General features: G+C 39.3%; 21 protein-coding genes. 10 read left to right on the forward strand and 11 right to left on the reverse strand.

Annotation, left to right across the window (positions count from 1 at the left end):
* Positions 1-7: 7 nt before the first annotated feature.
* Both CBM24_RS09280 and CBM24_RS09285 read left to right on the forward strand, forming a co-directional pair.
* Entirely contained in the window at positions 8-2,557 is a 2,550-nt protein-coding gene (locus tag CBM24_RS09280; RefSeq protein ID WP_088160990.1) for an SEL1-like repeat protein, read from the forward strand.
* Positions 2,558-2,560: 3 nt separating this feature from the next.
* Entirely contained in the window at positions 2,561-2,788 is a 228-nt protein-coding gene (locus CBM24_RS09285; RefSeq protein ID WP_075991917.1) for a hypothetical protein, read from the forward strand.
* Between the two features lie 77 nt (positions 2,789-2,865).
* Here CBM24_RS09285 and CBM24_RS09290 read toward each other — a convergent pair whose 3' ends face one another.
* Entirely contained in the window at positions 2,866-3,396 is a 531-nt protein-coding gene (locus tag CBM24_RS09290; protein WP_075991918.1) for a YfiT family bacillithiol transferase, read from the reverse strand.
* Between the two features lie 203 nt (positions 3,397-3,599).
* On the opposite strand from CBM24_RS09290, the gene CBM24_RS09295 reads away from it, so the two are divergent.
* Positions 3,600-4,265 carry a DUF2625 domain-containing protein gene (locus CBM24_RS09295; RefSeq protein ID WP_088160991.1) on the forward strand — a complete coding sequence of 222 codons (666 nt, stop codon included), beginning with the start codon at positions 3,600-3,602 and terminating at the stop codon, positions 4,263-4,265.
* A gap of 112 nt (positions 4,266-4,377) precedes the next feature.
* On the opposite strand, the gene CBM24_RS09300 is transcribed toward CBM24_RS09295, so the two are convergent.
* From CBM24_RS09300 to CBM24_RS09305, 3 genes are all read right to left on the reverse strand, one after another.
* Entirely contained in the window at positions 4,378-5,700 is a 1,323-nt protein-coding gene (locus CBM24_RS09300) for an NYN domain-containing protein (RefSeq protein ID WP_088160992.1), read from the reverse strand.
* Positions 5,701-6,112: 412 nt separating this feature from the next.
* The gene (locus CBM24_RS27510; protein ID WP_232475743.1) at positions 6,113-6,292 is read right to left on the reverse strand and encodes a helix-turn-helix domain-containing protein; all 180 of its coding nucleotides are present in this window, start codon (positions 6,290-6,292) and stop codon (positions 6,113-6,115) included.
* Complete coding sequence (locus tag CBM24_RS09305) at positions 6,289-6,903, reverse strand: AraC family ligand binding domain-containing protein (protein WP_198386074.1); 615 nt, start codon at positions 6,901-6,903, stop codon at positions 6,289-6,291. The genes CBM24_RS27510 and CBM24_RS09305 overlap by 4 nt, the downstream gene beginning before the upstream one ends.
* Positions 6,904-6,992: 89 nt before the next feature.
* Between CBM24_RS09305 and CBM24_RS09310 the strand changes: the two genes are divergently transcribed.
* Positions 6,993-8,201 (forward strand): CynX/NimT family MFS transporter, encoded by a 1,209-nt coding sequence (locus CBM24_RS09310; protein WP_088160993.1) that lies wholly within the window; start codon positions 6,993-6,995, stop codon positions 8,199-8,201.
* Between the two features lie 84 nt (positions 8,202-8,285).
* Here the strand turns inward: CBM24_RS09310 and CBM24_RS09315 are convergent, their stop codons facing one another.
* Positions 8,286-10,145: a CocE/NonD family hydrolase gene (locus CBM24_RS09315; RefSeq protein ID WP_088160994.1), complete on the reverse strand. Its 1,860-nt coding sequence runs from the start codon at positions 10,143-10,145 to the stop codon at positions 8,286-8,288.
* Positions 10,146-10,782: 637 nt separating this feature from the next.
* Between CBM24_RS09315 and CBM24_RS09320 the strand changes: the two genes are divergently transcribed.
* From CBM24_RS09320 to CBM24_RS09345, 6 genes are all read left to right on the forward strand, one after another.
* The gene (locus CBM24_RS09320; RefSeq protein WP_075991923.1) at positions 10,783-12,111 is read left to right on the forward strand and encodes an inositol-3-phosphate synthase; all 1,329 of its coding nucleotides are present in this window, start codon (positions 10,783-10,785) and stop codon (positions 12,109-12,111) included.
* A gap of 182 nt (positions 12,112-12,293) precedes the next feature.
* Positions 12,294-13,004 (forward strand): NDP-sugar synthase, encoded by a 711-nt coding sequence (locus tag CBM24_RS09325; protein WP_088160995.1) that lies wholly within the window; start codon positions 12,294-12,296, stop codon positions 13,002-13,004.
* 13 nt (positions 13,005-13,017) lie between these two features.
* A complete protein-coding gene (locus tag CBM24_RS09330) occupies positions 13,018-13,902 on the forward strand; it encodes a hypothetical protein (protein ID WP_232475744.1) in 885 nt (294 codons plus the stop codon).
* Positions 13,883-14,836, forward strand: coding sequence for a CDP-alcohol phosphatidyltransferase family protein (locus CBM24_RS09335; RefSeq protein ID WP_088160997.1), 954 nt, complete (start codon positions 13,883-13,885; stop codon positions 14,834-14,836). Before CBM24_RS09330 ends, CBM24_RS09335 begins: the two co-directional genes overlap by 20 nt.
* Complete coding sequence (locus CBM24_RS09340) at positions 14,826-15,815, forward strand: lysylphosphatidylglycerol synthase transmembrane domain-containing protein (RefSeq protein WP_088160998.1); 990 nt, start codon at positions 14,826-14,828, stop codon at positions 15,813-15,815. Before CBM24_RS09335 ends, CBM24_RS09340 begins: the two co-directional genes overlap by 11 nt.
* A 1-nt stretch (position 15,816) precedes the next feature.
* Positions 15,817-16,524: an HAD family hydrolase gene (locus CBM24_RS09345; RefSeq protein WP_088160999.1), complete on the forward strand. Its 708-nt coding sequence runs from the start codon at positions 15,817-15,819 to the stop codon at positions 16,522-16,524.
* Here CBM24_RS09345 and CBM24_RS09350 read toward each other — a convergent pair.
* From CBM24_RS09350 to CBM24_RS09375, 6 genes are all read right to left on the reverse strand, one after another.
* On the reverse strand, positions 16,507-17,397 hold the full coding sequence (locus CBM24_RS09350; protein WP_088161000.1) for an AraC family transcriptional regulator: 891 nt from the start codon (positions 17,395-17,397) through the stop codon (positions 16,507-16,509). The genes CBM24_RS09345 and CBM24_RS09350 overlap by 18 nt on opposite strands.
* A gap of 2 nt (positions 17,398-17,399) precedes the next feature.
* Positions 17,400-18,080 (reverse strand): M15 family metallopeptidase, encoded by a 681-nt coding sequence (locus tag CBM24_RS09355; RefSeq protein WP_198386075.1) that lies wholly within the window; start codon positions 18,078-18,080, stop codon positions 17,400-17,402.
* A gap of 124 nt (positions 18,081-18,204) precedes the next feature.
* The gene (ppk1, locus tag CBM24_RS09360; RefSeq protein ID WP_088161002.1) at positions 18,205-20,274 is read right to left on the reverse strand and encodes a polyphosphate kinase 1; all 2,070 of its coding nucleotides are present in this window, start codon (positions 20,272-20,274) and stop codon (positions 18,205-18,207) included.
* Between the two features lie 247 nt (positions 20,275-20,521).
* Complete coding sequence (locus CBM24_RS09365; RefSeq protein ID WP_088161003.1) at positions 20,522-20,899, reverse strand: hypothetical protein; 378 nt, start codon at positions 20,897-20,899, stop codon at positions 20,522-20,524.
* A 9-nt stretch (positions 20,900-20,908) separates the two neighbouring features.
* On the reverse strand, positions 20,909-21,487 hold the full coding sequence (locus CBM24_RS09370) for a DJ-1/PfpI family protein (protein WP_088161004.1): 579 nt from the start codon (positions 21,485-21,487) through the stop codon (positions 20,909-20,911).
* Between the two features lie 78 nt (positions 21,488-21,565).
* Positions 21,566-22,129, reverse strand: coding sequence for an NADPH-dependent FMN reductase (locus tag CBM24_RS09375; RefSeq protein WP_075991933.1), 564 nt, complete (start codon positions 22,127-22,129; stop codon positions 21,566-21,568).
* Between the last annotated feature and the right edge of the window lie 22 nt (positions 22,130-22,151).

Raw genomic sequence — 22,151 nt, forward strand, 5'->3', positions numbered from 1 at the left:
ATAGAAAATGGCTCATCGCATATATATTTACAATACAGATAAGAAGGATCAAGATTACTTTCCGCATTATTTAGGGGAATGGAACTATGTGATTCCGCCGCTTTTTTTACCCTTATTTGCTGCTAATCCGAAGGCAAAAGGTACCTTAGTTTATTCCGAAAAGGAGCCTGGAATCCGTAAGCTTCGCGCTTTTTATGATTTGCTCATTCGTGAATATAGGTTAAATTCAGATGCGTTGGCCATGGCAGCTATCGGGAAACTGTTCGATTTTTTGGACGGTTTGCCCTTTGATTACTTCCAGCTGAACGCGAGTGATGTATTTAACATGAGCGATGTTAAACATAGTCAACAGGCAAAAGATTTTGCATTTGAAGTCTATGAGAAGAATTTGCCCTATGAAAAAGCAATCGAAAAACAGTCCATAGCTGAGCTCGAATCTATTTTGCTTCCCGCTGGTTATACTTCTTTTTTAGCGATGCTCGAGCTGGAATGGGGCAACTATGGCTTGGGCTGGTGGAATAGCGAAGCGATTGATAGTCTGGATAATCAATTTTTTGAAGACCAGGGGCTTTGGGGGATACGCAATGCAAAAGGGGAGGTGAAGGTCGAAGCAAGCTATCAGGAAATTGGTGATTTTGACTATGAAGGGATCGCTGTCATAAAGAAAAATGACCTGTTCGGTTATTTGAATAGGGGCGGAGAAGAAACTATTCCCTGTATTTATTCATCGGCAGCACCAGCCCAATATGGAGTTGGATCAACCGTTGGTAAGGTGAGCTTAGCTAAAAAATACGGATTGATCAACGTCGGGAACGGAGAAATAATCATACCACTTGAATATGATGAACTCGAAGATTTTGCTTTCGGTTATTACCAGGGAAAGAAAGATCAGCAATACTACATTATCGACGCCCAAGGTCAGTTCTTCAATGTTTTTGGTACAGACAAGCCGTTTGACATAGATTATGATGGATTTATCTATCAAGATATTCCCGAAAATAAACTGCGTCATTATTATTCCAGCAGAGGCATTTTACTTGGTGCTTTTGCCAGTGGTACACTGAGCGAACTGCTGTTTGATTTTTATGCGGTCAATTTGAATAGCAAAAAGAAAAAATCTGTTTTGTCTCCCGATGGAACTTTCTTGGTCAAAGATGTTGATATACTCAATGCTGGAAACGGTCGAGCTGCATTGTTCTTTGCCAATTCCGGTAGCATTCGTTTGTTTGATCTGGAAGCCCGGGCCTATGTACTGCAAGACTTGGTAATGCAATCCATTCAAGGGGGGACTGATTTCGGTAATGGTGCCTGGGATTGCTATATCATCGAAACAGCTGCCGGAAGTGGGATCTATCAGGCCGCTGAAAAGGCCTGGCTGATCCCGATCTCAACGCACTATGTGAAGATTGTTTATGCTGCGGTGATGGATTATTTTATTCTGAAAGACCATGCGGGAAGATATTACTATTTTGACGCAGTGCAAAGGGCCGTCAGCTCCGCCTATGATTATGTCTGTGCAAGCGTTAATCACTATCAGGATCTGATGTTATTGCAAGGTGACCGCTTGTATAAAAAAGGCTACGATGGTGTGGAAGTAATTCAGGAAGAACAATATGGCCAATTTCTGAAGAAGCTGGATCAATTGTCAGGAGAAGATTTTGATGTATGTAGTCGTTTTTTTGAACGATGGAAGACTGCAAAGGGCGATAATTTTGAATCCAGCTATGATAGTTATACCTTGTATCATATGGCCTTAGACTGCTACCGGCAGGGCGATGTTGAAAAGGCGATGCGCTATTTTACCTTTTCTGCCGACCAGGGAAATGAAAGCAGCATGCATGAACTTGGGAATATCTTTACGGATACCGATAGCGAAGACAATCGTTTTTTAGATTTGGACAGGGGAATTCAATATTATGAACAGGCCGCCCAAAAAGAATATGCCCCTGCCTGGAATGCAATTGGCTACCTCTTTCAGTATGGAATCGGCTATAACAAAGACTTGAAAAAGTCATTTGATGCTTACATGAAAGGAGCCGAGTTGGGGAATGGCTATGCTTTGTCCAATTTAGGTTACTTTTATTCAAGTGGGATCTATGTTGAAGAAGATCTGGAAAAAGCCCTCACTTATTATCAGAAAGCGGAATTAAAATTAGTTGAAAACAACAGCAATATGGCCTCTATCTATTACAGTTTGGAAGATTACGATCGTCTATTGGTTTACTTGAAAAGAGATAAGGAAAATAGTTATTCCAATATTTATTATGGATTGCTCTATGATCAGGGACTGAAATTTAAAAAGGACAGTAAAAAAGCGATCCACTATTTTGAGCGTGCCAATGACTACGGCGTTTACGAAAGTGCCACAGCGCGCTTATTGGATTATTACAAGAATGATCCTACATTTAGAAATCAGGAAAAATTTGTCCATTGGTTAGGTTTTGCAAAAATCAATGAACTGGATATCGAACAGGATTTATTGCAATGGGATAATCAGTCCGATGATTCAAATGCAAGTTCTTCCTTTTTTAGTAAACTATTTAAAAAGAAAAAGTAAATCATGTTATCATCAGCAAATATAGATTTTAGTGGCATTCTGATCGACTTGATCATGATTGTTTTTTTTGGATTTGGAACGATTTATACGTTAACGGTAGGTATTGTTCATATCGTAAAGAAAAAAACACGAACCGCGGGGTATTATTTTCTGTCGTTTTTTCTGTCGGGTTTTATTGGACTCCTGATTGCAGGATTGCTAGCCTTTTTTTGGGCGATGTCATTGTCGTAAAGTGAAGGCAATAAAGTGAATTTAGCACAATGATCTTTTGACTGGCAGTCAAAAGATCATTGTGCTATGTAATTCCATCAATGGTTTTTGGCGTTGACAATATGCATGAGGTGGTGGTTACAATGCCATGCATACAGGCCTATATTGACCTTTAAAGAAATTAGTCTTTTGGTAACGGGGTGAATAAAACCCCTTTCAAGTTGTTCGGCTGAAAGGCTTTTCAGCAGTATGACCCAACGTTCATGTAGACCTTCAAGCAATTTTACCGAACTTTCTATGGGAATTATTTTGGCGTCGGGAAGTTCGGCCCACAATTTTTCTTCATATAATTTGATGGTTGGATCTTCTTCCGTTAGGGCCAATTTGAACCGGACAAAGCTATTCATATGGCTGTCGGCACAATGGTGAACGACCTGACGTATAGTCCATCCGTCAGGACGGTAACGCTTCTCTAGCGCACTGTCCGTAAGGTCGCCGACTTCGGATTTTAACCGAGCCGGAAAATCTGCAATTGTCTTGATCCAGTCATTCAACAGGGAGCTGTCAATTACATCGGGTATCGCGAAACGACCTATGGGGTATCTGAGTTTTTCTAATTCATGTTGCATAACCTAAAATTACTTAAAATAGATGCAAGGTTCCTAATCTTTATGTTCATGTTTTCGATGAATATTTTTTTTCGATACGTTCTTGTGCAAGCTGTAATTTGGATGCGATAAAGAATTGTGTTAATTTCGGCAAAAATGCTAATATCAATGATCCTCCCGTTTGTGTGGAGGATCATTGATATTAGCATATAAAAGCACAAGAAATGAAAAGTCTAAAAGAACTGATTGATACAGGTAATTCGGGATGGAAGCTGGTTGAGGGCTGGTTGAAGGAAGCGACAAATTCATATGAAGTGCTTCCTCAAAACCCTAAGCGGGCTGATGAGGAACTTTTAAGGGCACAAATTACGACGAAATCTCCGATGGGGGCCATTATTCATCAAAGCGGTGGTATACTGATCGATGGTGGCTGGTTGCGAATTTTAGGCTCCGGTTCGCCAAAGCTGAACCGCGGAATTATGGAGTGGAATAAGGGCAAAAGTTTTGACAAGGAAGGCGAAAAAGGAGGATTTCTTCTTATAGCTGACGATGTTTTGGGTGGTTATTTTGCCATCAATGCCAGCGCTCTGGGAGATGCTATTGGACAGGTCTATTATTTTGCTCAAGATACCTTGCAATGGGAAAGTTTGGAATGTGGCTATTCGGACTTTGTTTTTTGGGCTTTGAAAGGGGATATCAGACAGTTTTATGAAACATTTAAATGGAAAGACTGGAGTGAAGACGTCAAATCGTTGAATGGTAATCAAGTTTTTTCGTTTTATCCTTTTCTATGGACTGAAGAAGCACGGGATTTTCGTAAAGTAGATCGCAAGCCAATGGCAATCGATGAGAACTACCACTTTACGATGGAATTTGCCGGCAGACGCTAATCGTTATTTTAATACGACAAACCTTCAGCTTAATACTTTAATAGGGTGATAGGACAATATGTATATTGTCCTATCACCCTATTAAAGCGAGAAAAATAACCCTGAATAAGATTTAAACGGATTTATTTTGAAGGCTAAAGCTAACTTCATTCAGTTTGATCAGTTGTATTTGTATTCCTTCTGCAAGACCAAGCTGCGTAGCGGCTTCTTTTCCCAGTTTAAGTACATGAAATCCTCTGCCTCGGTAGGTAAAATTGCATTCATATTCTCCGGCATTGATCATAATCCTTAATTTTTGGGATTTAGTGGGAAATAAAGGTTTGAATTCTTTTGTAATTCTTATTTGCGATTTCTTAACATCATCTGCAGTAATCTTGTTGCCCTCTGAAGGAAAAAGCATGTTTGTCGGTGGTGTCTGTACTGTGGAGGCTTGGGACTCGGCTTTTTGCTCCTGAATTTCCTGAACTTTTGGAGCCTCATTTTGTATCGGTTCAGAACTTGTTTTATCCTGACGTTTCTTCTCTTGGCGCCCTTTCTTTCTATTGTTTTGATTGGCAGTTTTTCCCGCAGTTTCTGTAGGCGGTACGGAAGGAATAGGAGTAGAAGGAGTTTTGTGCTCAGTTTCCACTGCTGTAGCGGGGCTGGCCATTGCTAAAGGCCGTTTAATGATATTACGGATGTAGTAGTGTTTTATGCGCGATTTGTCGGTGTTTCGCTCTTCAATTTCAAAATCTTCCTTGTAGGCTTTAAAAAGGTGGGACATCTTGTCGTATCCGTAATTTCGCGCATCAAAATCAGGTTTCCTTTTATTGAAAAGACTTCCGATTTCCCCTAGGAAAGCCCAGCCATTTTCATCAGCTGTATCATCGACAGTGTCTTTTAAAAGTTCCAGGGTTTCTTCATCCAGTACCGCTATACTTGCCGGGTTGTCAACCGGGGCGGGTTTGGGTTGATTTTGCTGTTTTTTCTTTGTGACTGTTTCTTTCTTTTGATTTTTCTCGAAAATTTCCACATAGATAAACTTGTCACAGGAGGCGATAAAAGGCTTAGGTGTCTTTTTCTCACCTATACCGATTACGAGCTTGCCTGATTCCCGGAGGCGGGTGGCCAAGCGGGTGAAGTCGCTGTCGCTCGATACAATACAAAATCCGTCCACTCTGTCCGAATGCAGAATATCCATGGCGTCAATAATTAATGCGGAATCAGTAGAATTTTTGCCTTGGGTATAACTGTATTGTTGTATGGGGGTAATCGCGTGAGTAAGAAGTTTGTCCTTCCATTTTTCAACATAAGGGTTGGTCCAGTCTCCGTAGATGCGTTTGATGGTTGGAATCCCGTATCTTTTGACTTCATTCAAAATCTCTTCGATCTTTCGATAAGATACATTATCCGCATCGATTAGTATTGCGATTTGCAAATCCCCATGTTCTGCCATATATGTTTAGATTATTTTTTCAATATTTGAACTCTTTTCTATTCGCCTGACCTTTCTCATCCGAATATATTCGTTAAAAATACAGTATTGTTAAAGAATTTCTTGAATTTTTTAAGAATTAATTTGAACGCTATTTTTTGGGAACATGCGATTAGTTGCTTTTGTTTGGGCCTAAGGGGGAAATTATTGTGTTTGCGGAGCAGTGAAATGATTTGAGGGACGGTGAAAATAAATAAAAAAAGGTTTTCAAACGGGGAGAATGAAAACCTTAAATAACCAATTATAAACCTAAATTATGATGATACAAAGATAGTGTAAATATTACACCTGTGCAACTATTCGTTACTATTTTTTTAAAATGTCTTATATTTTGTAGTCGCTTAGCTACAAACAGCCTGTAGCTGTGCGAAAACTAGTCCATCATGAAACTCGAAGGTCTATATTTCATCACAGCATAAAAGCTATTGGTGAACGCTTGTACGCTTTTATAACCGACTTTATACGCGATTTGGGAGATGGTGAATTGTTTTGTGCTAAGAAGTTCCAAACTCTTGATAATGCGGAGTAACTGCTGATATTTTGCAAGTGTCATTCCGGTTTCCTTTTTAAAAAGGCGCTCAATAGTTCGGAGCGAAAGATTGGACGGGCAATCTCGTCTAATGTGAAGGCTTCTGTGTAATGGTCATGTAGGTGATTTAAGACGGCTTGAAGTCTATTCTCCTGAGGAAGGGTGATCCCAAGTTGGAGCAATTGTGCCGCAAAATAGGGGAGTTCATGGAGTAAAGCACCCAAGAAAACTTTTTCATGTTTATCTTCTTCAATCAATTTCGACCATTTTTCACAATACAAAATCATTTCCCGTAATACTTTAGGCGCAGAAAATAGCTGTACCTGACTGAAAAACAACTGGTCTTGTGCGCCGTCAAATTGTGGAGTATCAAAAAAAAGTACCATAAGCTTGATGCGTTCAGAGTGGGAGTTGGTCTTATGTACTGCACCGGAGGGAATCCAGGCAACGTGATTTTGGGGGAGTAAATACATTTTTCCTGCGACGGTAAGGTATTGGAAACCCTGTTCGACATAAATCAGCTGGCCTTTGCGATGACTGTGCAACTCGTTGTCGTGTATCCAGTTTTCTTCAAACCAGACAAAGGTTGATTTCTGGATGCGTTCAATTGTCAATGTATGATTTGTTTGATCCATGTCGTTTTAAATTAAATTAATGGCAAATTTAATTAAAATTTCAGGTATATCTTTGCAGGCGATCATTACATGTATAGCGCGATTTTATTATGAAAGAAAATATAAAAGTATCCACAGCTGTTTCTTGGACCTGGTTATCCATATTGGTTGTTGTTATGGTCTCAACCAATCTGCGGTCGCCAATTACAGCCGTTGGCCCGGTACTGGGGCAAATCAGTGAAGATTTACAATTAAATAGTTTTCAAAGCAGCCTATTGACGGCAATTCCCCTTTTTATGTTTGCGAGCTGTTCTGTCGCAGTAAGTCGATATTCGCATAAACTGGGCATGCATCGTTTTTTATTGTTTGGTTTAATGCTGTTGAGTGTAGGGATTGTGCTTCGGGTCTGGGGCAATATGCCAACGCTGTTTGTGGGATCTTTTTTAATTGGACTTGGGATCTGTGTGGGCAATGTCGTTACACCTGGCTATATAAAAACCAGTTTTCCAAAGCAGATTGGGCTGATGACAGGGATTTTTGCGGTAGCAATGAACCTGACTGCGGCTTTTGCTTCGGGTTTTAGTTTACGATTGGGTGAATGGACCGGTCTTGGGTGGCAAGGCTCACTGGGTGTTTGGGTGATTTTAGCCTTGTTATCACTTATAGTTGTTTTTTTTGATGGTTTAGGCCGAAAGAAAGCTCAAGGTATTACTGAAAATAGACAAGCGACAAGTGGAATCGGGCATATCTTTAGGTCAAGATTGGCCTGGTATATCAGCCTATTTATGGGTATTCAGTCCCTGATTTACTACAGCTTGATTTCTTGGTTGCCCAACGTATTGGTCGATTATGGGATGCCAAAGGAGGATACGGGCTGGTTGCTGTTTTTGATCCAAATTGCCATGATTCCCATTATGTTCATTGGACCTATTTTGGCTCATCGGATGAAGGATCAACGTTTAATGGCAACTGCTGTTGCGATAGGCATGCTTGGAAGTATCTTTATATTCTGGCATTACAAGCTTCAGGGAATTTATGTTGCCGCCATATTGTTGGGACTTTCCAATGGACTGTCTTTCAGTTTGTCTATTCTCTTCTTTACCCTGCGGGCTAGATCAACGGCAAATGCAATCAAAATATCGGGCATGGCGCAGTCTGTTGGCTATTTTATTGCGGCTTTTGGTCCGCCGGTCTTTGGTAGGCTGCACGAAATAGATGCTACCTGGAATTACTCGTTCTACTTTTTGGCGGGGAGTATCGTACTTTTATTATTTGCGGGATGGAAGGCCGGAGAAGATACGTATGTAGCGGAAGATTAAAGATAAGGCTACATCAGGCATAGGTGTTTAGCTGATGTAGCCTTATTCAATTAGCTCTTAAGCGCTGGCTTTCGAATTGACCTGTTAATCTTTGAGGACAGAAAATTCGATGTATGTGGCATTGTTCACATCGTGAAAAATACGTTGGGTAGCTTTACGGAAGTCAGCTTTGGTGGCTGTATAAGACGGTAAAAATACCTGTGGATTTCGTTCTGCTAACGGAAACCATGAGTTTTGTACCTGAACCATAATGCGATGTCCTTTTTTGAAGGTATGCGCAACGTCTGGCATTTCAAAATTAACCTTTTCGACCATACCTGGAGTCAAGGCCTGTGCTTTATCAAAACCATTTCGGTATTTCCCCGCCATGATCTCACCACGTACCATCATTTGATATCCAGCCATTGTTTTTCCTTGATAACTTGCAGCATCGTTCGGGTATACATCAATCAGTTTGACAACATAGTCCGCGTCGGTTCCTGTTGAGGAGACTTTGAGGAAGTTTTTGATTGGGCCTACTATCGTCAGATCCTCCGTCAACGGTTCCGTTTGATAAACCATGACATCAGGGCGACTAGCTGCGAAACGCTGATCATCTACCATATACTCCCGTGTTCGGTTTTGAATTAACCCACCTTGATGCGGAACAGGTTTATTAGGGTCTGTTACATATTCATCCCAGGAATCTGTACGTTGAACTTTGTCAAATCCAAGTTTCCCCTGAGGTTGGAAGTATAGTTTTTTTGTCTCTACATTTTTTGGCGGCCATTGTTCGAAATGTTTCCATTCGTTGCTGCCTGAGAAAAAAATGTTAGCTTCGGAAGGTGCGAAGTTTCCTTCATCTTTTAGGTAATATTTGAAAAACGGTTGTTCAAATTGCTCCTGATAAGTAATACTGGTTTTTTTCTCAAATTGGATATCACCTAAATAGTTTCCTTCTGCACGAACCCAGCCGCCATGATACCAAGGTCCCGCGACTAAAATCGAGTTGTTTTTTTTGCTTTTATCCTCAATCGATTGGTAAGTCTTAAATGTTCCATAAGCATCTTCCGCGTCAAAGAAACCACCAACCACCATCACAGCTGGTTTTACCTCCTGTAAAGAATTGGTGATCACACGCGATTTCCAAAAATCATCATAGTCGGGATGTTTAAACAGGTCATTCCAAAATTGTACGGAGTCACCAAAATACTTTTCTTTGAGTTCCCGCGCTGTTCCTGCTTCTGCAAAAAAGTTATATTTATCGGCTTCTTTGATTTGAATTTTGCCCTTAAATTGATCTGGTGTGATGGGTTTTGGACGTGGGACACCAAAGGTTGACATGAATGTAAATGCATCCTGAAGAAACAATACGCCATTATGGTGGAAGTCGTCGCCTATAAACCAGTCTGTTACGGGAGCCTGTGGGGAGACTGCCTTCAAGCTCGGGTGTGTTTTGACCAATCCGACGGTAGAATAGAAGCCTGGATAGGAAATCCCATAGAGCCCGGCTTTGCCATTATAGTTTTTGAGATTTTTCTGTAACCATTCAAGCGCATCATAGGTATCCGTACTTTCATCGATTGCTTTTTTATCTTTGCTGTAGGTGGTCGGACGAATATCTTCAAAATCACCTTCGCTCATCCACTTGCCACGGACATCCTGATAAACGAAAATATAACCTTCACGCATCATTTGGGGAAAGTTTCCCAAGCTTTTTTTGTATTCGTTCTGCCCATAAGGAGAAACCGTGTAGGGTGTTCTATTGAGTAAAACTGGATATTTCTTGGATTTGTCTTTTGGACTGTAGATCGCAGTAAATAATTTCTTCCCATCTCGCATGGGGATTGCTACTTCGGTCTTTTCATAATGATCTCTAACATAAGCCGAGTCGGCAGCTGTTTGAGCATGTAACTGGCTTGCGCTTAAAAGCGCTAAAGTTAGGCACGAAATTGTATTTTTCATTCAGATAATTATTTGTTCAGTACATTCTTTGGTGTAAATTATAATTTTACACTTGGGTTCATTTTTTGCAATGCTATGGATACTCTTATGCACCTTGGGCGCTATGCGATACAGTTAAATTTGTCATCGCGTTATCGTTTGGCAGACCATTTCTCCAGCTACAATGAGCGGATCAACAGCTGATGGTTTATAAATTGAACGATAGATTCATTGCGTGTATTTAGATTTTAGGCTAAAGTTAGTGCTACTAAAACCATTTTCCAATTTTATTGTCATATTTATAGCGAATAGAAAAAGAAAAATTGACCAATTTTTGAGAAAGAAAAACTTTTTTTGGATTGAATTTGGATTAGTTTTCGAATCTTAATATATTGAGTAAAATTAAGGAGAATTATTTTTTGGGTTAACAGCTTTCGCTAAAAACGTTAAATTTCAATCAGATGGATTAGCAGAACACTAAATAATAATTCATTTTCAGATTATTTTTTTAGGTTTCGAATGGGGTTTGTATTGGTATTTGTCACGATTTTATAAATTAAGTGGGCAGTGGTATGAAATATGTTTTTTTAAGCTAATTTTAAGAATTATTTTATCATAATACATCAATTAAATAACAATTTAAGTATATAGAATTAATATGGGACAACAAGTGAAAGATGCCAATGGAAAATTGGGTATTCTTATTCCGGGATTAGGTGCTGTGGCTACAACATTAATCGCTGGTGTGGCATCTATAAACAAAGGTTTTTCAAAACCAATCGGATCTGTTTCTCAATTGAGCAGAATCCGTCTGGGTAAACGCACTGAGAACAGAAATCCATTAATTAAAGATTTCGTCCCTTTAGCAAAATTGGAAGATGTTGTTTTTGGTGGATGGGACGTATATGAGGATAACGTATACGAGGCTGCATCAAATGCACAGGTATTGGAGCAAGGCCAATTGGATGCTGTTAAGGCTGAATTGGAGGCAATCCAACCGATGAAGGCTGTGTTTGACCGTAATTTTGTGAAAAATTTGGACGGAACGCACATCAAATCTGAAAAAACTCGCCGTGAATTGGCAGATGCCGTACAACGTGATATTCGTGAATTTAAAGAGAAAAACGGATTAGACCGTGTTGTATTGGTATGGTGTGGATCTACTGAGCGTTATATTGAAACAAACGAAGCTTTTTCAACTTTAGCTAAATTAGAGGAAGCATTAGACAATGATGATCAACGTATTCCACCAAGTATGATCTATTGTTATGCGGCATTGAAAGAGGGAGCTCCTTATGTAAATGGTGCACCAAATTTAACATGTGACGTTCCTGCTATTGTTGAGTTGGCGCATGAAAACGGTGTGGCAATTGCAGGTAAAGATTTTAAAACAGGCCAAACATTGATGAAAACAATTGTGGCACCTGGTCTTCAAGCGAGAGCTTTGGGTGTTGAAGGTTGGTTTTCGACGAATATCTTAGGTAACCGGGATGGATTAGTATTAGATGATCCTGAAAATTTCAAAACAAAAGAGGTCTCTAAATTATCGGTATTGGAAGAAATTCTGGATGCGAAAAAGAACCCTGAGTTATACGGTGATCTTTATCATAAAGTACGTATCAACTATTATCCTCCACACGGCGATAATAAAGAATCTTGGGATAACATCGATATCTTCGGTTGGTTGGGTTACAAAATGCAGATTAAGATCAATTTCTTGTGTCGCGATTCAATTTTAGCTGCTCCGGTTGCGTTGGATTTGGCTTTGTTTATTGATTTGGCTCAACGTGCGGGTATGTCTGGTATTCAAGAGTGGTTATCATTTTACTTGAAATCTCCTCAAACCGCTCCGGGATTACCTCCTGAACACGATATCTTCAAACAATTGATGAAATTGCAAAATACATTGCGCCACATTATGGGTGAAGATTTAATCACACATTTGGGATTGGATTATTACCAGGAGCTAGTAGATAGTATTCAATAAATTACCTTAATAAGAGAGGGGAAACAATTGTTTAAAAACAATTTTTCCCCTTTTTCTTCAAAATCCTTACGATATTGAAGATTTGTGATATAACCCTCTGTAGACTTTTGCGCTTACGAACGCTGAGATAGTGACGGGGGTTTTGCTTTTTTATAAATGATTTTATTTTGCAATTAAAAGAAATGGAATTTGCAATTATAGCGGCGGGAGAAGGTTCTCGATTGCGAAAAGAGGGATTTAATTTACCGAAACCCTTGCTACCATTACATGGAGTTCCATTAATTGAGCGATTGATTCGCGTGTTTGTTAAAGAAGGGGCGCAAAGAGTTCATGTTATCATCAATAAACAATCTCCGGAACTGAAATTGTTTTTGGAAAAAACAACGTTTGAATTACCTATTGTACTTATAGAGGAAGATACTGCAAGTTCATTGCATAGTTTTGCCTTGCTTGTCAAAAATAACCCCGATTGGTCGTCCTGTTGTCTGACAACAACAGATACGGTTTTTAGACCACATGAATTTCATGCCTATTTGGAGGCATTCCAGCAACATCAACATGCCGATGCTTTTATGGCAGTCACTCCTTTTGTCGACGATGAGAGTCCGCTCTATGTGAACACAAATTCACAGCTTCGGGTGGAAGCTTTTCTGGATACAGCGACCGCAGAAACGAAGTATGTTTCTGGCGGAATTTATTGCTTCCGAAAAGCAGCTATGGATTGTGCATTAAGCTCCGTTGAAGCCGGTAATTCCAGAATGCGTAATTTTCAGCGTGCTTTATTGAAAAACGATTTACAAGTAGAAGCATTTGTATTTGACAAGGTGGTCGATATTGATCATTTAAAAGATCGTGTCGTCGCGGAACAATTTTTGAGTGAGGAGGTTAGTTAGTAAAATGAGCGATATGATTTCTATTTTAGGCGTAACTCGAAAAAATCGCTTTTCACCCAACCATGTGGGGAATGATGCCGCTATATTTAATGAAGTAGTTTTAAAACTGACTGAAAAAGGTGCTTCGGTGGAGGTGTGTAATGAAGATGAATTTTTGTCTTCATCATCCCTGAAGCAGGATAATATTCTGACTATGGGGAGAACAAAGACTTTAGTGAAAAAGTTGCAATCTCTTCAAAATAATGGGATCAATGTCTTGAATTCAGGATTTGGAATTGAAAATTGCTTTCGGAAAAACATGACCCTTAAGCTTTTAGAAGGTGGAGTTCCTTATCCGAAGAGTATCGTGATCTCTACCGTTGCAGATATCCAATCTATTTTTGAAAAACTGAAAGGAAAGGGTGTATGGATCAAACGTGGCGATTTTCATGCGATTCATAAGGAAGATGTTACCTTTGCTGCAAGTCTGAAAGAAGCGCAACATATCTTGAATGAATATGCACTTCGTGGGATTAAAGAGGCTGTGATTTCTGAACATCTTGCCGGAGACTTACTCAAGTTTTATGCAGTGCGGGGAACGGATTTTTTCTTTTATTTCTACCCATATGAACACAATCATCACAAATATGATTTGTATGAACAAATTAATGACGAGGTAGTGCATTTTCCTTTTGATCTCGACAATCTAAAAGAAGTTGCCAATCGTGCTGCGGAAGTCCTGGATGTACATATCTATGGCGGCGATGTGATTATTGATGCAAATGGAGACTTCCATATTATTGACTTAAACGACTGGCCAAGTTTTGCGCCATGTCGGGCAGAGGCCGCTGAGGCCATTGCTCAAATGGTTTACCATAAATTTACTGAAAAGAACCACAATGCAGAAAGAACAAGTTAATGTAATCGAAGAAGATAATTTGAGTGCATTCGAACAATCTTTAAAATCTAATGATACAGAAGAGCGAATTGATATTTGGTTTTATCGACCTATAGGTTATCGTATCGCGCAAGTCTGTGCCAAAATTGGTATTACACCCAACGCTGTGACAATTATTAGTATTTTCTTTGGCGTTGCGGCGGGTATTTTATTCTATTACCCTGCATTATGGATTAATGTGATTGGCATGCTTTTATTGGTTTTTGCCAATTCTTTAGATAGTGCCGATGGACAGCTGGCAAGAATGACAGACAATAAAAGTCGCTTTGGTCGTATCTTGGATGGTTTTGCCGGAGATTTTTGGTTTGCTTCTATTCATATTGCGATCTGTTTACGCAGTATTAATGAAGGATGGCCACAATGGCTATGGGTATTCTGTGTACTTGCAGGTGTATCGCATATGCTTCAGTCGGCAATGGCTGACTATTATCGTAATGTACATTTGTATTTTATAAAAGGTAAAGCTGGAAGTGAGCTGGACAATACACGTGATTTGAAAGTTGACTATGATGCCTTGTCTTGGCGCAAGAATTTTTTCAGCAAATTTGTGCTGAATGGCTACATGGGCTATACACGTAACCAGGAAAAGCTTTCTCCAAAACTGCAAAAGCTGCTGCATATTGTGAAGAGTCGTTATAAAGATGAATTGCCAAAACAATTGATGGTCGACTTTAGAACTCAAAATAAACCATTGATGAAGTATACAAATATTGTACAGTTCAATACAAGGGTGATTTTCCTATTTGTTTGGTTGTTTATCGGTCAGCCTTGGATTTACTTTTTCTTTGACATGTTTGTCCTTAATCCGATATTGATATACATGTGTAACCGACAAGAAAAAGTAAGCGGTTATTTTGTTGATAAATTAACAAATGATCCAACTTATGGGGAGTAAGATCTATAAAGTACTCTTTATGCTCATCGGTATAGGTACACTGGCCTATATGATTCAAGCAATGGGAATTGATGAGATTTGGAACAACCTCGAAAAAATTGGCTGGTGGTTTTTGCCCGTCCTCGGTAGCTGGGCAGTACTCTACTGGATGAACGCAATGGCATTTAAGGCAATTATTCAGGAACCCGAATTGCCGCAGACAGATGTACCCTTTTGGAAGGTCTTACAATTGACAATATCGGGGTACGCCATTAATTATATAACGCCATTTGTTGCATTAGGTGGTGAGCCTTATCGTATTATGGAGCTTAAAAACTATGTCGGTGGTTCGAAGGCAGGTTCTTCCGTGCTGTTATACGGTGTCATGCACATTTTGTCGCATATTTTATTTTGGGTCGCTTCTGTTTTTCTAATTCTTTGGTTCGTACCGGCAAGTACAATGGTTGATGTGGCCTGTGCTGTGATTTTTGTGATGGCTATCATTTGTACTTGGCTATTTACGAAATTTTATAAGAAGGGAATTACAGTTTCACTATTGAAGGCTTTGTCTAAACTACCTTTGGTAGGCAAAAAAGTTGGTCATTTACTGGAGACGAAGTATGAAACGTTGAATGACGTCGATCAGCAGGTGAAAAACCTCTTTCAAAATCGTCGCGATCGCTTCTATACGGCCCTTTTTTGGGAATTTGTCGCACGTGTTGTGGGCTGTTTTGAGATTTATTTTATTGGTTTAGCCTTAGATATCAATATTGATTTTATTGATGCTATGATCATTAGCTCGGGATCTTCTTTATTTGCCAATCTTGTTTTTTTCTTTCCAATGCAATTGGGAACGCGGGAAGGTGGATTAGCAATGGCTGTGATGAGTATAGGATTGCCTGCGAAAGTCGGTATTTTTATGGGTGTTGTGACACGAATTAGGGAAATTGTCTGGATTATGATCGGTTTGGGGTGGATGAGTTTAGTAAAAAAGAAATAACATGAATAAGTTTAATATTAAAGGGATTATTTTTGATTATGGTGGAACCTTAGACACTAACGGAGGCCACTGGGGAGCTGTTATCTGGTCGGGTTATGAAAAATATCAGGTTCCTGTAAATTTGAACGCTTTTCAGGAGGCCTATACCTACGCGGAACGTCAGATGGCTTTACAGCCTATCATTAAGCCGCAGTTTAATTTTTTAGAAGTACTTGAAGCAAAGCTCAATGTACAATTTGATTATCTTATTGCTGCAGGGTACGACCTAGATCGGTCATTAGCTCATAAAATAGCCTTTGACGGTTATTCGCTGGCAAAGAATACGGTTGAGCAGGTAAAACCACTGTTAAATTCACTTCATGCAAAATATCCAATTGTCATGGTGTCCAATTTTTATGGTAATTTAAAATCAGTACTTGACGATTTTGGTATCCTGCCTTATTTTCAGTCTGTTGTGGAGTCTGCTGTCGTTGGTGTACGCAAACCTGATCCTGCAATTTATGCTTTAGGTGTGACTGAAATAGGTCTTCCTGCGCAAGAGGTATTGGTTGTAGGTGATTCCTATAGTAAAGATATGGTACCTGCCAAAGCCGTTGGCTGCCAGACCCTATGGTTGAAAGGGCAGACTTGGGGCGAGGATAAATTGCAAGATACTTCAGCTGCAGACCAGCAATTTACAAGTATCTTTGATTTAATCGACTTTGTTTAAATAAAGATTCTGACGAAATTCTTTAGGCGAGATTCCAACATTTCGCTTAAAGAATTTACCAAAAAAGGATTGATCCGAGAAATGCAATTTCACCGCAATTTCTCCGATGGAACGCCCCTGGCAAAGTAACGATTTTGCTTCCTCCACTAAGACATTCTGAATAAGTTCTATCGCTGATTTTCCGGTTAGTTCCTTCGTAATTACGGATAGGTGTTTCGCTGTGATACCAAGTTCCATCGCATAAAATTGCACCATGTGTTCTTTATGAAACGACTTTTTGAGGAGCAAATGGAAATTGGCAAGTATCTCTCTTTTTCGAGAGGGAATAGCTGGTGTATTTCGCATATTTTGGCTTCCTAGACGGGCTATTTCGCAAAATAATATTTCCGTTAATGACTTTATAATCTGATTTTTGAAAAGATAGCTAGCCCCTTGTCGATCGTAATGAATAAACTGTTTAAATAAGTTGGATAAGTTAGTTGAATCTTGGTTTGATAGCGACCAGATGTAGCTGTCATTTAAGGCAAGAGACTTTTTGGTGACCTCGAAGAAATCCTCCTGGAAATCTAGTTTGAAGCTAAAATCCAGCGTAAAGAAAATCAAATAAACCTCACAATCCCAAGACTTGACGACCGAAGAGCCATTAACTCGCGAAGAAGGATTGGTCAACAATAGGTGATTTTGAGCAACTTGTACCCGTTCATTATTAATGATGAAGGAAGTTTCACCTTTTTTTATTAAACAGAGCGAATAGAGCTCACCTTTTGATAAAATGTGCTGCTGCTCGGAACTAAAGACGGGTTTTGATTTGTTGCCTTTAAAATGAAAGACATAAAAACCCTTGTTTTCGATGGGAGTTTCCTTTACAGACATGTTTATTTTACGATAAAATCAAAATAGGTTTTACGATAGGGTTCATCTTGCAAGGTGTAATGCCACCATTCCTTATCATAAGCTTTAAAGCCAAATTTAGCCATCGCTTCTTTTAAGATCTTTCGGTTCTCTTTCTGTTGGGCTGTCAGATTCGCGTATTGATGATGTGAGACTGCGCCGAAAAAATCAAAAGGTCCACCCATGTCAATCTCTTTCTGATCTTTTAAGCTAATGAGCGTTAGATCTACTGTACTGCCCCGGCTGTGGCCCGATTTGGAGGCAATAAAGCCTAGATTAAACAAATTCTTCTTATTGATAAGCGGGTAGAACTCCTTTTTTGCGATGGTATCATTGGTGTTTAAGGACCATGTTTTAAAGTTGTCAACAGCACGTTGCGGGCGGTAGGCGTCGAATATTTTCAAGCCAAGACCTTTTTTATTTAAATGGTTCTCGACTTGCTGTAGTGTTAGCGCTGCGCGTTTAGTTAAAATAGCGACTGGTTTTTCATAACCTTTAATCGGCCTTCCGGTGAAGTTGTGACTGCCAAAATAACGCATTTCTAAGCTTATTGTAGGGATAATGTCCTTGACGTATACAAAATCTGAAGGCATGATCTTTTCCTGCCCACGGAGGCAAAGTGTGAAAAGGCTTAAGCCAAATGTAAGACACAAGTTGAATTTCATGGAATGAAGATACAACTTGTGTCTTAATTAATATAATAAAAACGGAGATTCTCGTCTGTATCAATAGGTATAAAACCCAGTTGGGTTTATGGATCAATTTGGGCGCCTATTGATAAACAGGCCGCTAATGATCAGCTAATTTTTTTTTCAGGTAATTGTATATTTCTATCTGTGAACGACATGGTGCCTCTTTATTCTCGACGTAATGATTGCTCAGGGAATTATTGAGTATCCGCGCTTTGACATTATCTTTGAGCTGGATTTGAAGCATTTCTTTTAAATCCTCCTTGATTTTTTTGCTTGTTATTTTTACTGCGGCTTCAATACGATGATCCAAGTTTCTTGTCATCCAGTCCGCTGAGGAAATAAATAGCTGCTCTCGACCAGCATTATAAAAATACATCACACGTGCATGCTCCAAATATTCATCTACGATTGAAATGGCGTTCATTTGCAATTTAAACGTTTTTTGATTTGTTGCACAGTAGATTCCCCGGATAATAAGATCTATTTTGACACCAGCTGTTGCTGCGTCATAGAGCTTTTTAATCATCTCTTTATCGCTGAGTGAATTTACCTTGACAATGATGTATGCTTTTCGGCCAGCCTTTGCTTCGGTAATTTCCTGGTCGATGTAGTGTAGAAGTTCTCTACGCATATCGGTTGGGCATATCAAAAGACTTTTGCAATTTTTGATAATTTCAGCCGGATTTGATTTGGGACGTCTTAGGTAATTGAAAACCTTATTTATATCGGCAATAACGTCCCTATTACTCGTTAAGAGGCAATAGTCTCCGTATAATTTCGCCGTTTTTTCGTTGATATTTCCTGTGCTGACAAAACCATATTGGATCGTTTTCATTCCAATACGTTTTTTTATCACACATAGTTTTGCATGGACCTTTTTATTTGGGATACCGGTAAGTACTTTAATGCCTTCGAGTTCAAGTTTCTCTTTCCAGTCCAAATTGTTTTCTTCATCAAATCTTGCACGAAGTTCAAGCATCACGGTGACTTCCTTTCCATTGCGGGCTGCATTAATCAAGGCATTTGCAATTTTGGAATTGGAAGCTAAGCGATATGCTGTAATCTGGATCGTTTTTACATCGGGATCCATTGCTGCTTCCCGAAGTAAATCGATGATCGGTCTAAACTCATGATATGGAAAGGAGAGCAGCACATCTTTTTTTAATATAGTATCCGTTACACGTTCGTAGTTTTTGAAATAAGGATGTGGAAAGGACGTTCGTTCTAAGGGCTGATTGTAGGATTTAAACACATTGGGAAAATCCATGAAGTGTTTGAAGTTGTGTATTTTTTGTCCTGGAATGATGCTGTCTTTTTTTGAAAGGTTAAGTTTCTTGATCAGGAATTCGACCAATTTATGGTCCATCTCTTGATCAAAAATAAACCGGGTCGGTTTACCTTTTCTTCTGTTTTTTACCCCTTTGCTTATCTTCTCAACCAGCGTCGTGTTGATATCATTGTCAATGTCAAATTCGGCATCTTTTGTTACTTTAAAGACATGTGCATTGAATACATCAAAACCGAAATAGGAAAATATTAATGGAAGATTAAACTTGATAACATCCTCCAAAAGTATAATATGCTTTTCATCTTTTGGCGAAGGTAATTGTACGAAGCGTCCATTTTGACTGGTCGGGATTTCGATGAGTGCAAATTTGGTTTCATACTGCCATTCCTGTTTTCCCATCGCTATACCCAAGTAAAGGCTCTTATCCCGAATATAGGGCATAGGTCGTATATCGTCCAATATCAAAGGAATGACGTTCGATTCCACCTCATCCTGATAATAGTCGCTCACAAACTTTTGTTGTTCGGGATTCAGTTCCTCACTGGTCTTAATATAGACATTCTGTTTGGCCATATCTTTTTGGATACGATTCCACGTACTGTCAAATTTCTTTTGCTGCTTGATTACCCGGATATTGAGCTCTTCCAATATGAGCTGTGGGTCTTCGTAGAAGGATTGGTTGGCACTTTTGTCTTTTAGGTCTATAGCCCGTTTTAGACCTGCAACACGTACACGGAAAAATTCATCGAGGTTATTGGAAAATATACCTAAAAATTTGATTCTTAAGGGTAAAGGGACAGTCTCGTCCGCAGCTTCCTGAAGTACTCTGCCATTAAAGCTCAACCAACTAACGTCTCTAGGAATAAATTTTTTCGCCATAGCTAAATATACGTAAATTTAAAAAGCAAAACTATAGCTCTACAGGGGATAATCGAACTTTTTTGTGTTAAAGAATTATTAAGTTATTTTTAGTTCATGTGTGTAGACCGTAGTTTTAAAGGTGCATTTTTGACACTGCTCTTCTTTCCTGGAAATAACCGCTACAAGGTGCTGCACTGCATGGTAAAAAAAATCCCCCAAAGGTCTATTCAGACTTTGGGGGATATGTCATTATGTTTGGTTTCGTCTATTGCTTCTTTCCGTACTTTTTGGAAATTTGAATCGCTTTGTATTTCGTTGTGTCAAAATGTGGCGTGTTAATTGACAAGCTTGTCGGATAAGGAGCACTTCGATCGAAGAAATACACGGTTGTTGTACTTCCGTAATCATTAACAGGCATTAAATCAAGACAGGCAGAATAATCCGCATTCAACAGGTCGCCTACAGTAACGGCATAAATGCGTATGATACCACCTTTATTTTGTTCATTTCTGACGAAAGCGACTTCCTTAAAACCTCCCGGTAGATCTTCAATACTTTTCTGATTGAAACTATCTTTTAAAATAAAACCCAACAGCACTAAAATCGGTATGACCAAAAGCCATAGCCTTTTATTCTTCTTCATTAAAAATACTTAAATTGTAATTGTTATATCTAATAATTTGTAAAACTCTTTTAAAATTGCCTGGTGTCCTGGCCAAGCAGGAGAGGTGACCAAATTGCCGTCTACCACCGCTTGATCCGCAGGGATATTTTTCCATGTGCCACCCGCTAGTTCAATGTCGGGACCCACAGCAACATAAGCTGTCAATGTGCGACCTGCGAGTACTTTTGCGGCTGTCAACACTTGGATGCCATGACATATTGCTGCCACAGGTTTATTGTGCTCAAAGAAGTGTCTTGTAATCTCCAAAACACGTTTGTTGAGTCGAATATATTCTGCCGATCGTCCTCCCGCAATATATAAACCGTCATAATCTTCGACATTGACCTGGTCGAAATCTTTATTGATTGCGAAATTGTGCCCGCGCAGTTCTTTATAAGTCTGGTCACCAGTGAAATCATGCACTGCTGTGGGGACTACATCTCCGCTTTTGCGGTCCGGAGCAATTGTATCTACCGTTAATCCTATTGAACCCATTGCTTGAAATGGAACCATTGCTTCGTAATCTTCTACAAAGTCTCCTACAAGTAGTAATATTTTTTTTGCCATATCAAAAAACCTCTTTTAATAGGTTTTCAATTTACATATTAAAAGAGGTATTCACAACGATTATTTGTTAATCTTTTGTTAACCTTGTACGGATAATTTTTCGGCAAGTGCACGTTTTGTTTTACGTACTTTAGCTTCTAATTGACTTCTTAAAGTGGGATCGATAATACCTTTGCCTTCTTCAAAGTTTTTGTGGAATTCAGGAAGGGAAAAGGAGTCTAATATATCGGCGCCATCCCAAGTGATTCGGTTTACTGCGGTGTTCAATACCGTGGCACCTCCCATTGGACCAGGGGCAGTAGCCAATAAGAAAACAGGCTTGCCATTGAATAATTTGCGGTTAGGAATACGTGAAACCCAGTCAACAATATTTTTGTAAGCTGTAGTATATGACCCATTGTGTTCGGCCAAGGAAATCAAAAGGAAATCTGCTGCATCCATTTTAGCAGCAAAGTCATGCGCCAACTGTGGAATGCCCAACTCGACTTCTTTGTCGTAAGAATAGATCGGCATTTCAAAATGGTTTAAGTCTAGCAATTCGATGATATCGTCTGCTTCTTTATAGTATTTGGAAGTACTTGTGACGAATGTTTTGTTGATTGAATTTTTGTTGCTTGTTCCTGCAAATGCTAATATTTTCATCTTTATATCATTAATTTATGAG

It is taken from the genome of Sphingobacterium sp. G1-14 (genome assembly GCF_002196555.1).
Lineage (GTDB): Bacteria > Bacteroidota > Bacteroidia > Sphingobacteriales > Sphingobacteriaceae > Sphingobacterium > Sphingobacterium siyangense.

What these genes read in the sequence shown, in the direction of transcription:
- CBM24_RS09280 (WP_088160990.1), top strand. Translation starts at nt 8, where the DNA reads ATGGCTCATCGCATATATATTTACAATACAGATAAGAAGGATCAAGAT.
- CBM24_RS09285 (WP_075991917.1), top strand. Translation starts at nt 2,561, where the DNA reads ATGTTATCATCAGCAAATATAGATTTTAGTGGCATTCTGATCGACTTG.
- CBM24_RS09290 (WP_075991918.1), bottom strand. Translation starts at nt 3,396, where the DNA reads ATGCAACATGAATTAGAAAAACTCAGATACCCCATAGGTCGTTTCGCG.
- CBM24_RS09295 (WP_088160991.1), top strand. Translation starts at nt 3,600, where the DNA reads ATGAAAAGTCTAAAAGAACTGATTGATACAGGTAATTCGGGATGGAAG.
- CBM24_RS09300 (WP_088160992.1), bottom strand. Translation starts at nt 5,700, where the DNA reads ATGGCAGAACATGGGGATTTGCAAATCGCAATACTAATCGATGCGGAT.
- CBM24_RS27510 (WP_232475743.1), bottom strand. Translation starts at nt 6,292, where the DNA reads ATGACACTTGCAAAATATCAGCAGTTACTCCGCATTATCAAGAGTTTG.
- CBM24_RS09305 (WP_198386074.1), bottom strand. Translation starts at nt 6,903, where the DNA reads ATGGATCAAACAAATCATACATTGACAATTGAACGCATCCAGAAATCA.
- CBM24_RS09310 (WP_088160993.1), top strand. Translation starts at nt 6,993, where the DNA reads ATGAAAGAAAATATAAAAGTATCCACAGCTGTTTCTTGGACCTGGTTA.
- CBM24_RS09315 (WP_088160994.1), bottom strand. Translation starts at nt 10,145, where the DNA reads ATGAAAAATACAATTTCGTGCCTAACTTTAGCGCTTTTAAGCGCAAGC.
- CBM24_RS09320 (WP_075991923.1), top strand. Translation starts at nt 10,783, where the DNA reads ATGGGACAACAAGTGAAAGATGCCAATGGAAAATTGGGTATTCTTATT.
- CBM24_RS09325 (WP_088160995.1), top strand. Translation starts at nt 12,294, where the DNA reads ATGGAATTTGCAATTATAGCGGCGGGAGAAGGTTCTCGATTGCGAAAA.
- CBM24_RS09330 (WP_232475744.1), top strand. Translation starts at nt 13,018, where the DNA reads ATGATTTCTATTTTAGGCGTAACTCGAAAAAATCGCTTTTCACCCAAC.
- CBM24_RS09335 (WP_088160997.1), top strand. Translation starts at nt 13,883, where the DNA reads ATGCAGAAAGAACAAGTTAATGTAATCGAAGAAGATAATTTGAGTGCA.
- CBM24_RS09340 (WP_088160998.1), top strand. Translation starts at nt 14,826, where the DNA reads ATGGGGAGTAAGATCTATAAAGTACTCTTTATGCTCATCGGTATAGGT.
- CBM24_RS09345 (WP_088160999.1), top strand. Translation starts at nt 15,817, where the DNA reads ATGAATAAGTTTAATATTAAAGGGATTATTTTTGATTATGGTGGAACC.
- CBM24_RS09350 (WP_088161000.1), bottom strand. Translation starts at nt 17,397, where the DNA reads ATGTCTGTAAAGGAAACTCCCATCGAAAACAAGGGTTTTTATGTCTTT.
- CBM24_RS09355 (WP_198386075.1), bottom strand. Translation starts at nt 18,080, where the DNA reads ATGAAATTCAACTTGTGTCTTACATTTGGCTTAAGCCTTTTCACACTT.
- ppk1 (WP_088161002.1), bottom strand. Translation starts at nt 20,274, where the DNA reads ATGGCGAAAAAATTTATTCCTAGAGACGTTAGTTGGTTGAGCTTTAAT.
- CBM24_RS09365 (WP_088161003.1), bottom strand. Translation starts at nt 20,899, where the DNA reads ATGAAGAAGAATAAAAGGCTATGGCTTTTGGTCATACCGATTTTAGTG.
- CBM24_RS09370 (WP_088161004.1), bottom strand. Translation starts at nt 21,487, where the DNA reads ATGGCAAAAAAAATATTACTACTTGTAGGAGACTTTGTAGAAGATTAC.
- CBM24_RS09375 (WP_075991933.1), bottom strand. Translation starts at nt 22,129, where the DNA reads ATGAAAATATTAGCATTTGCAGGAACAAGCAACAAAAATTCAATCAAC.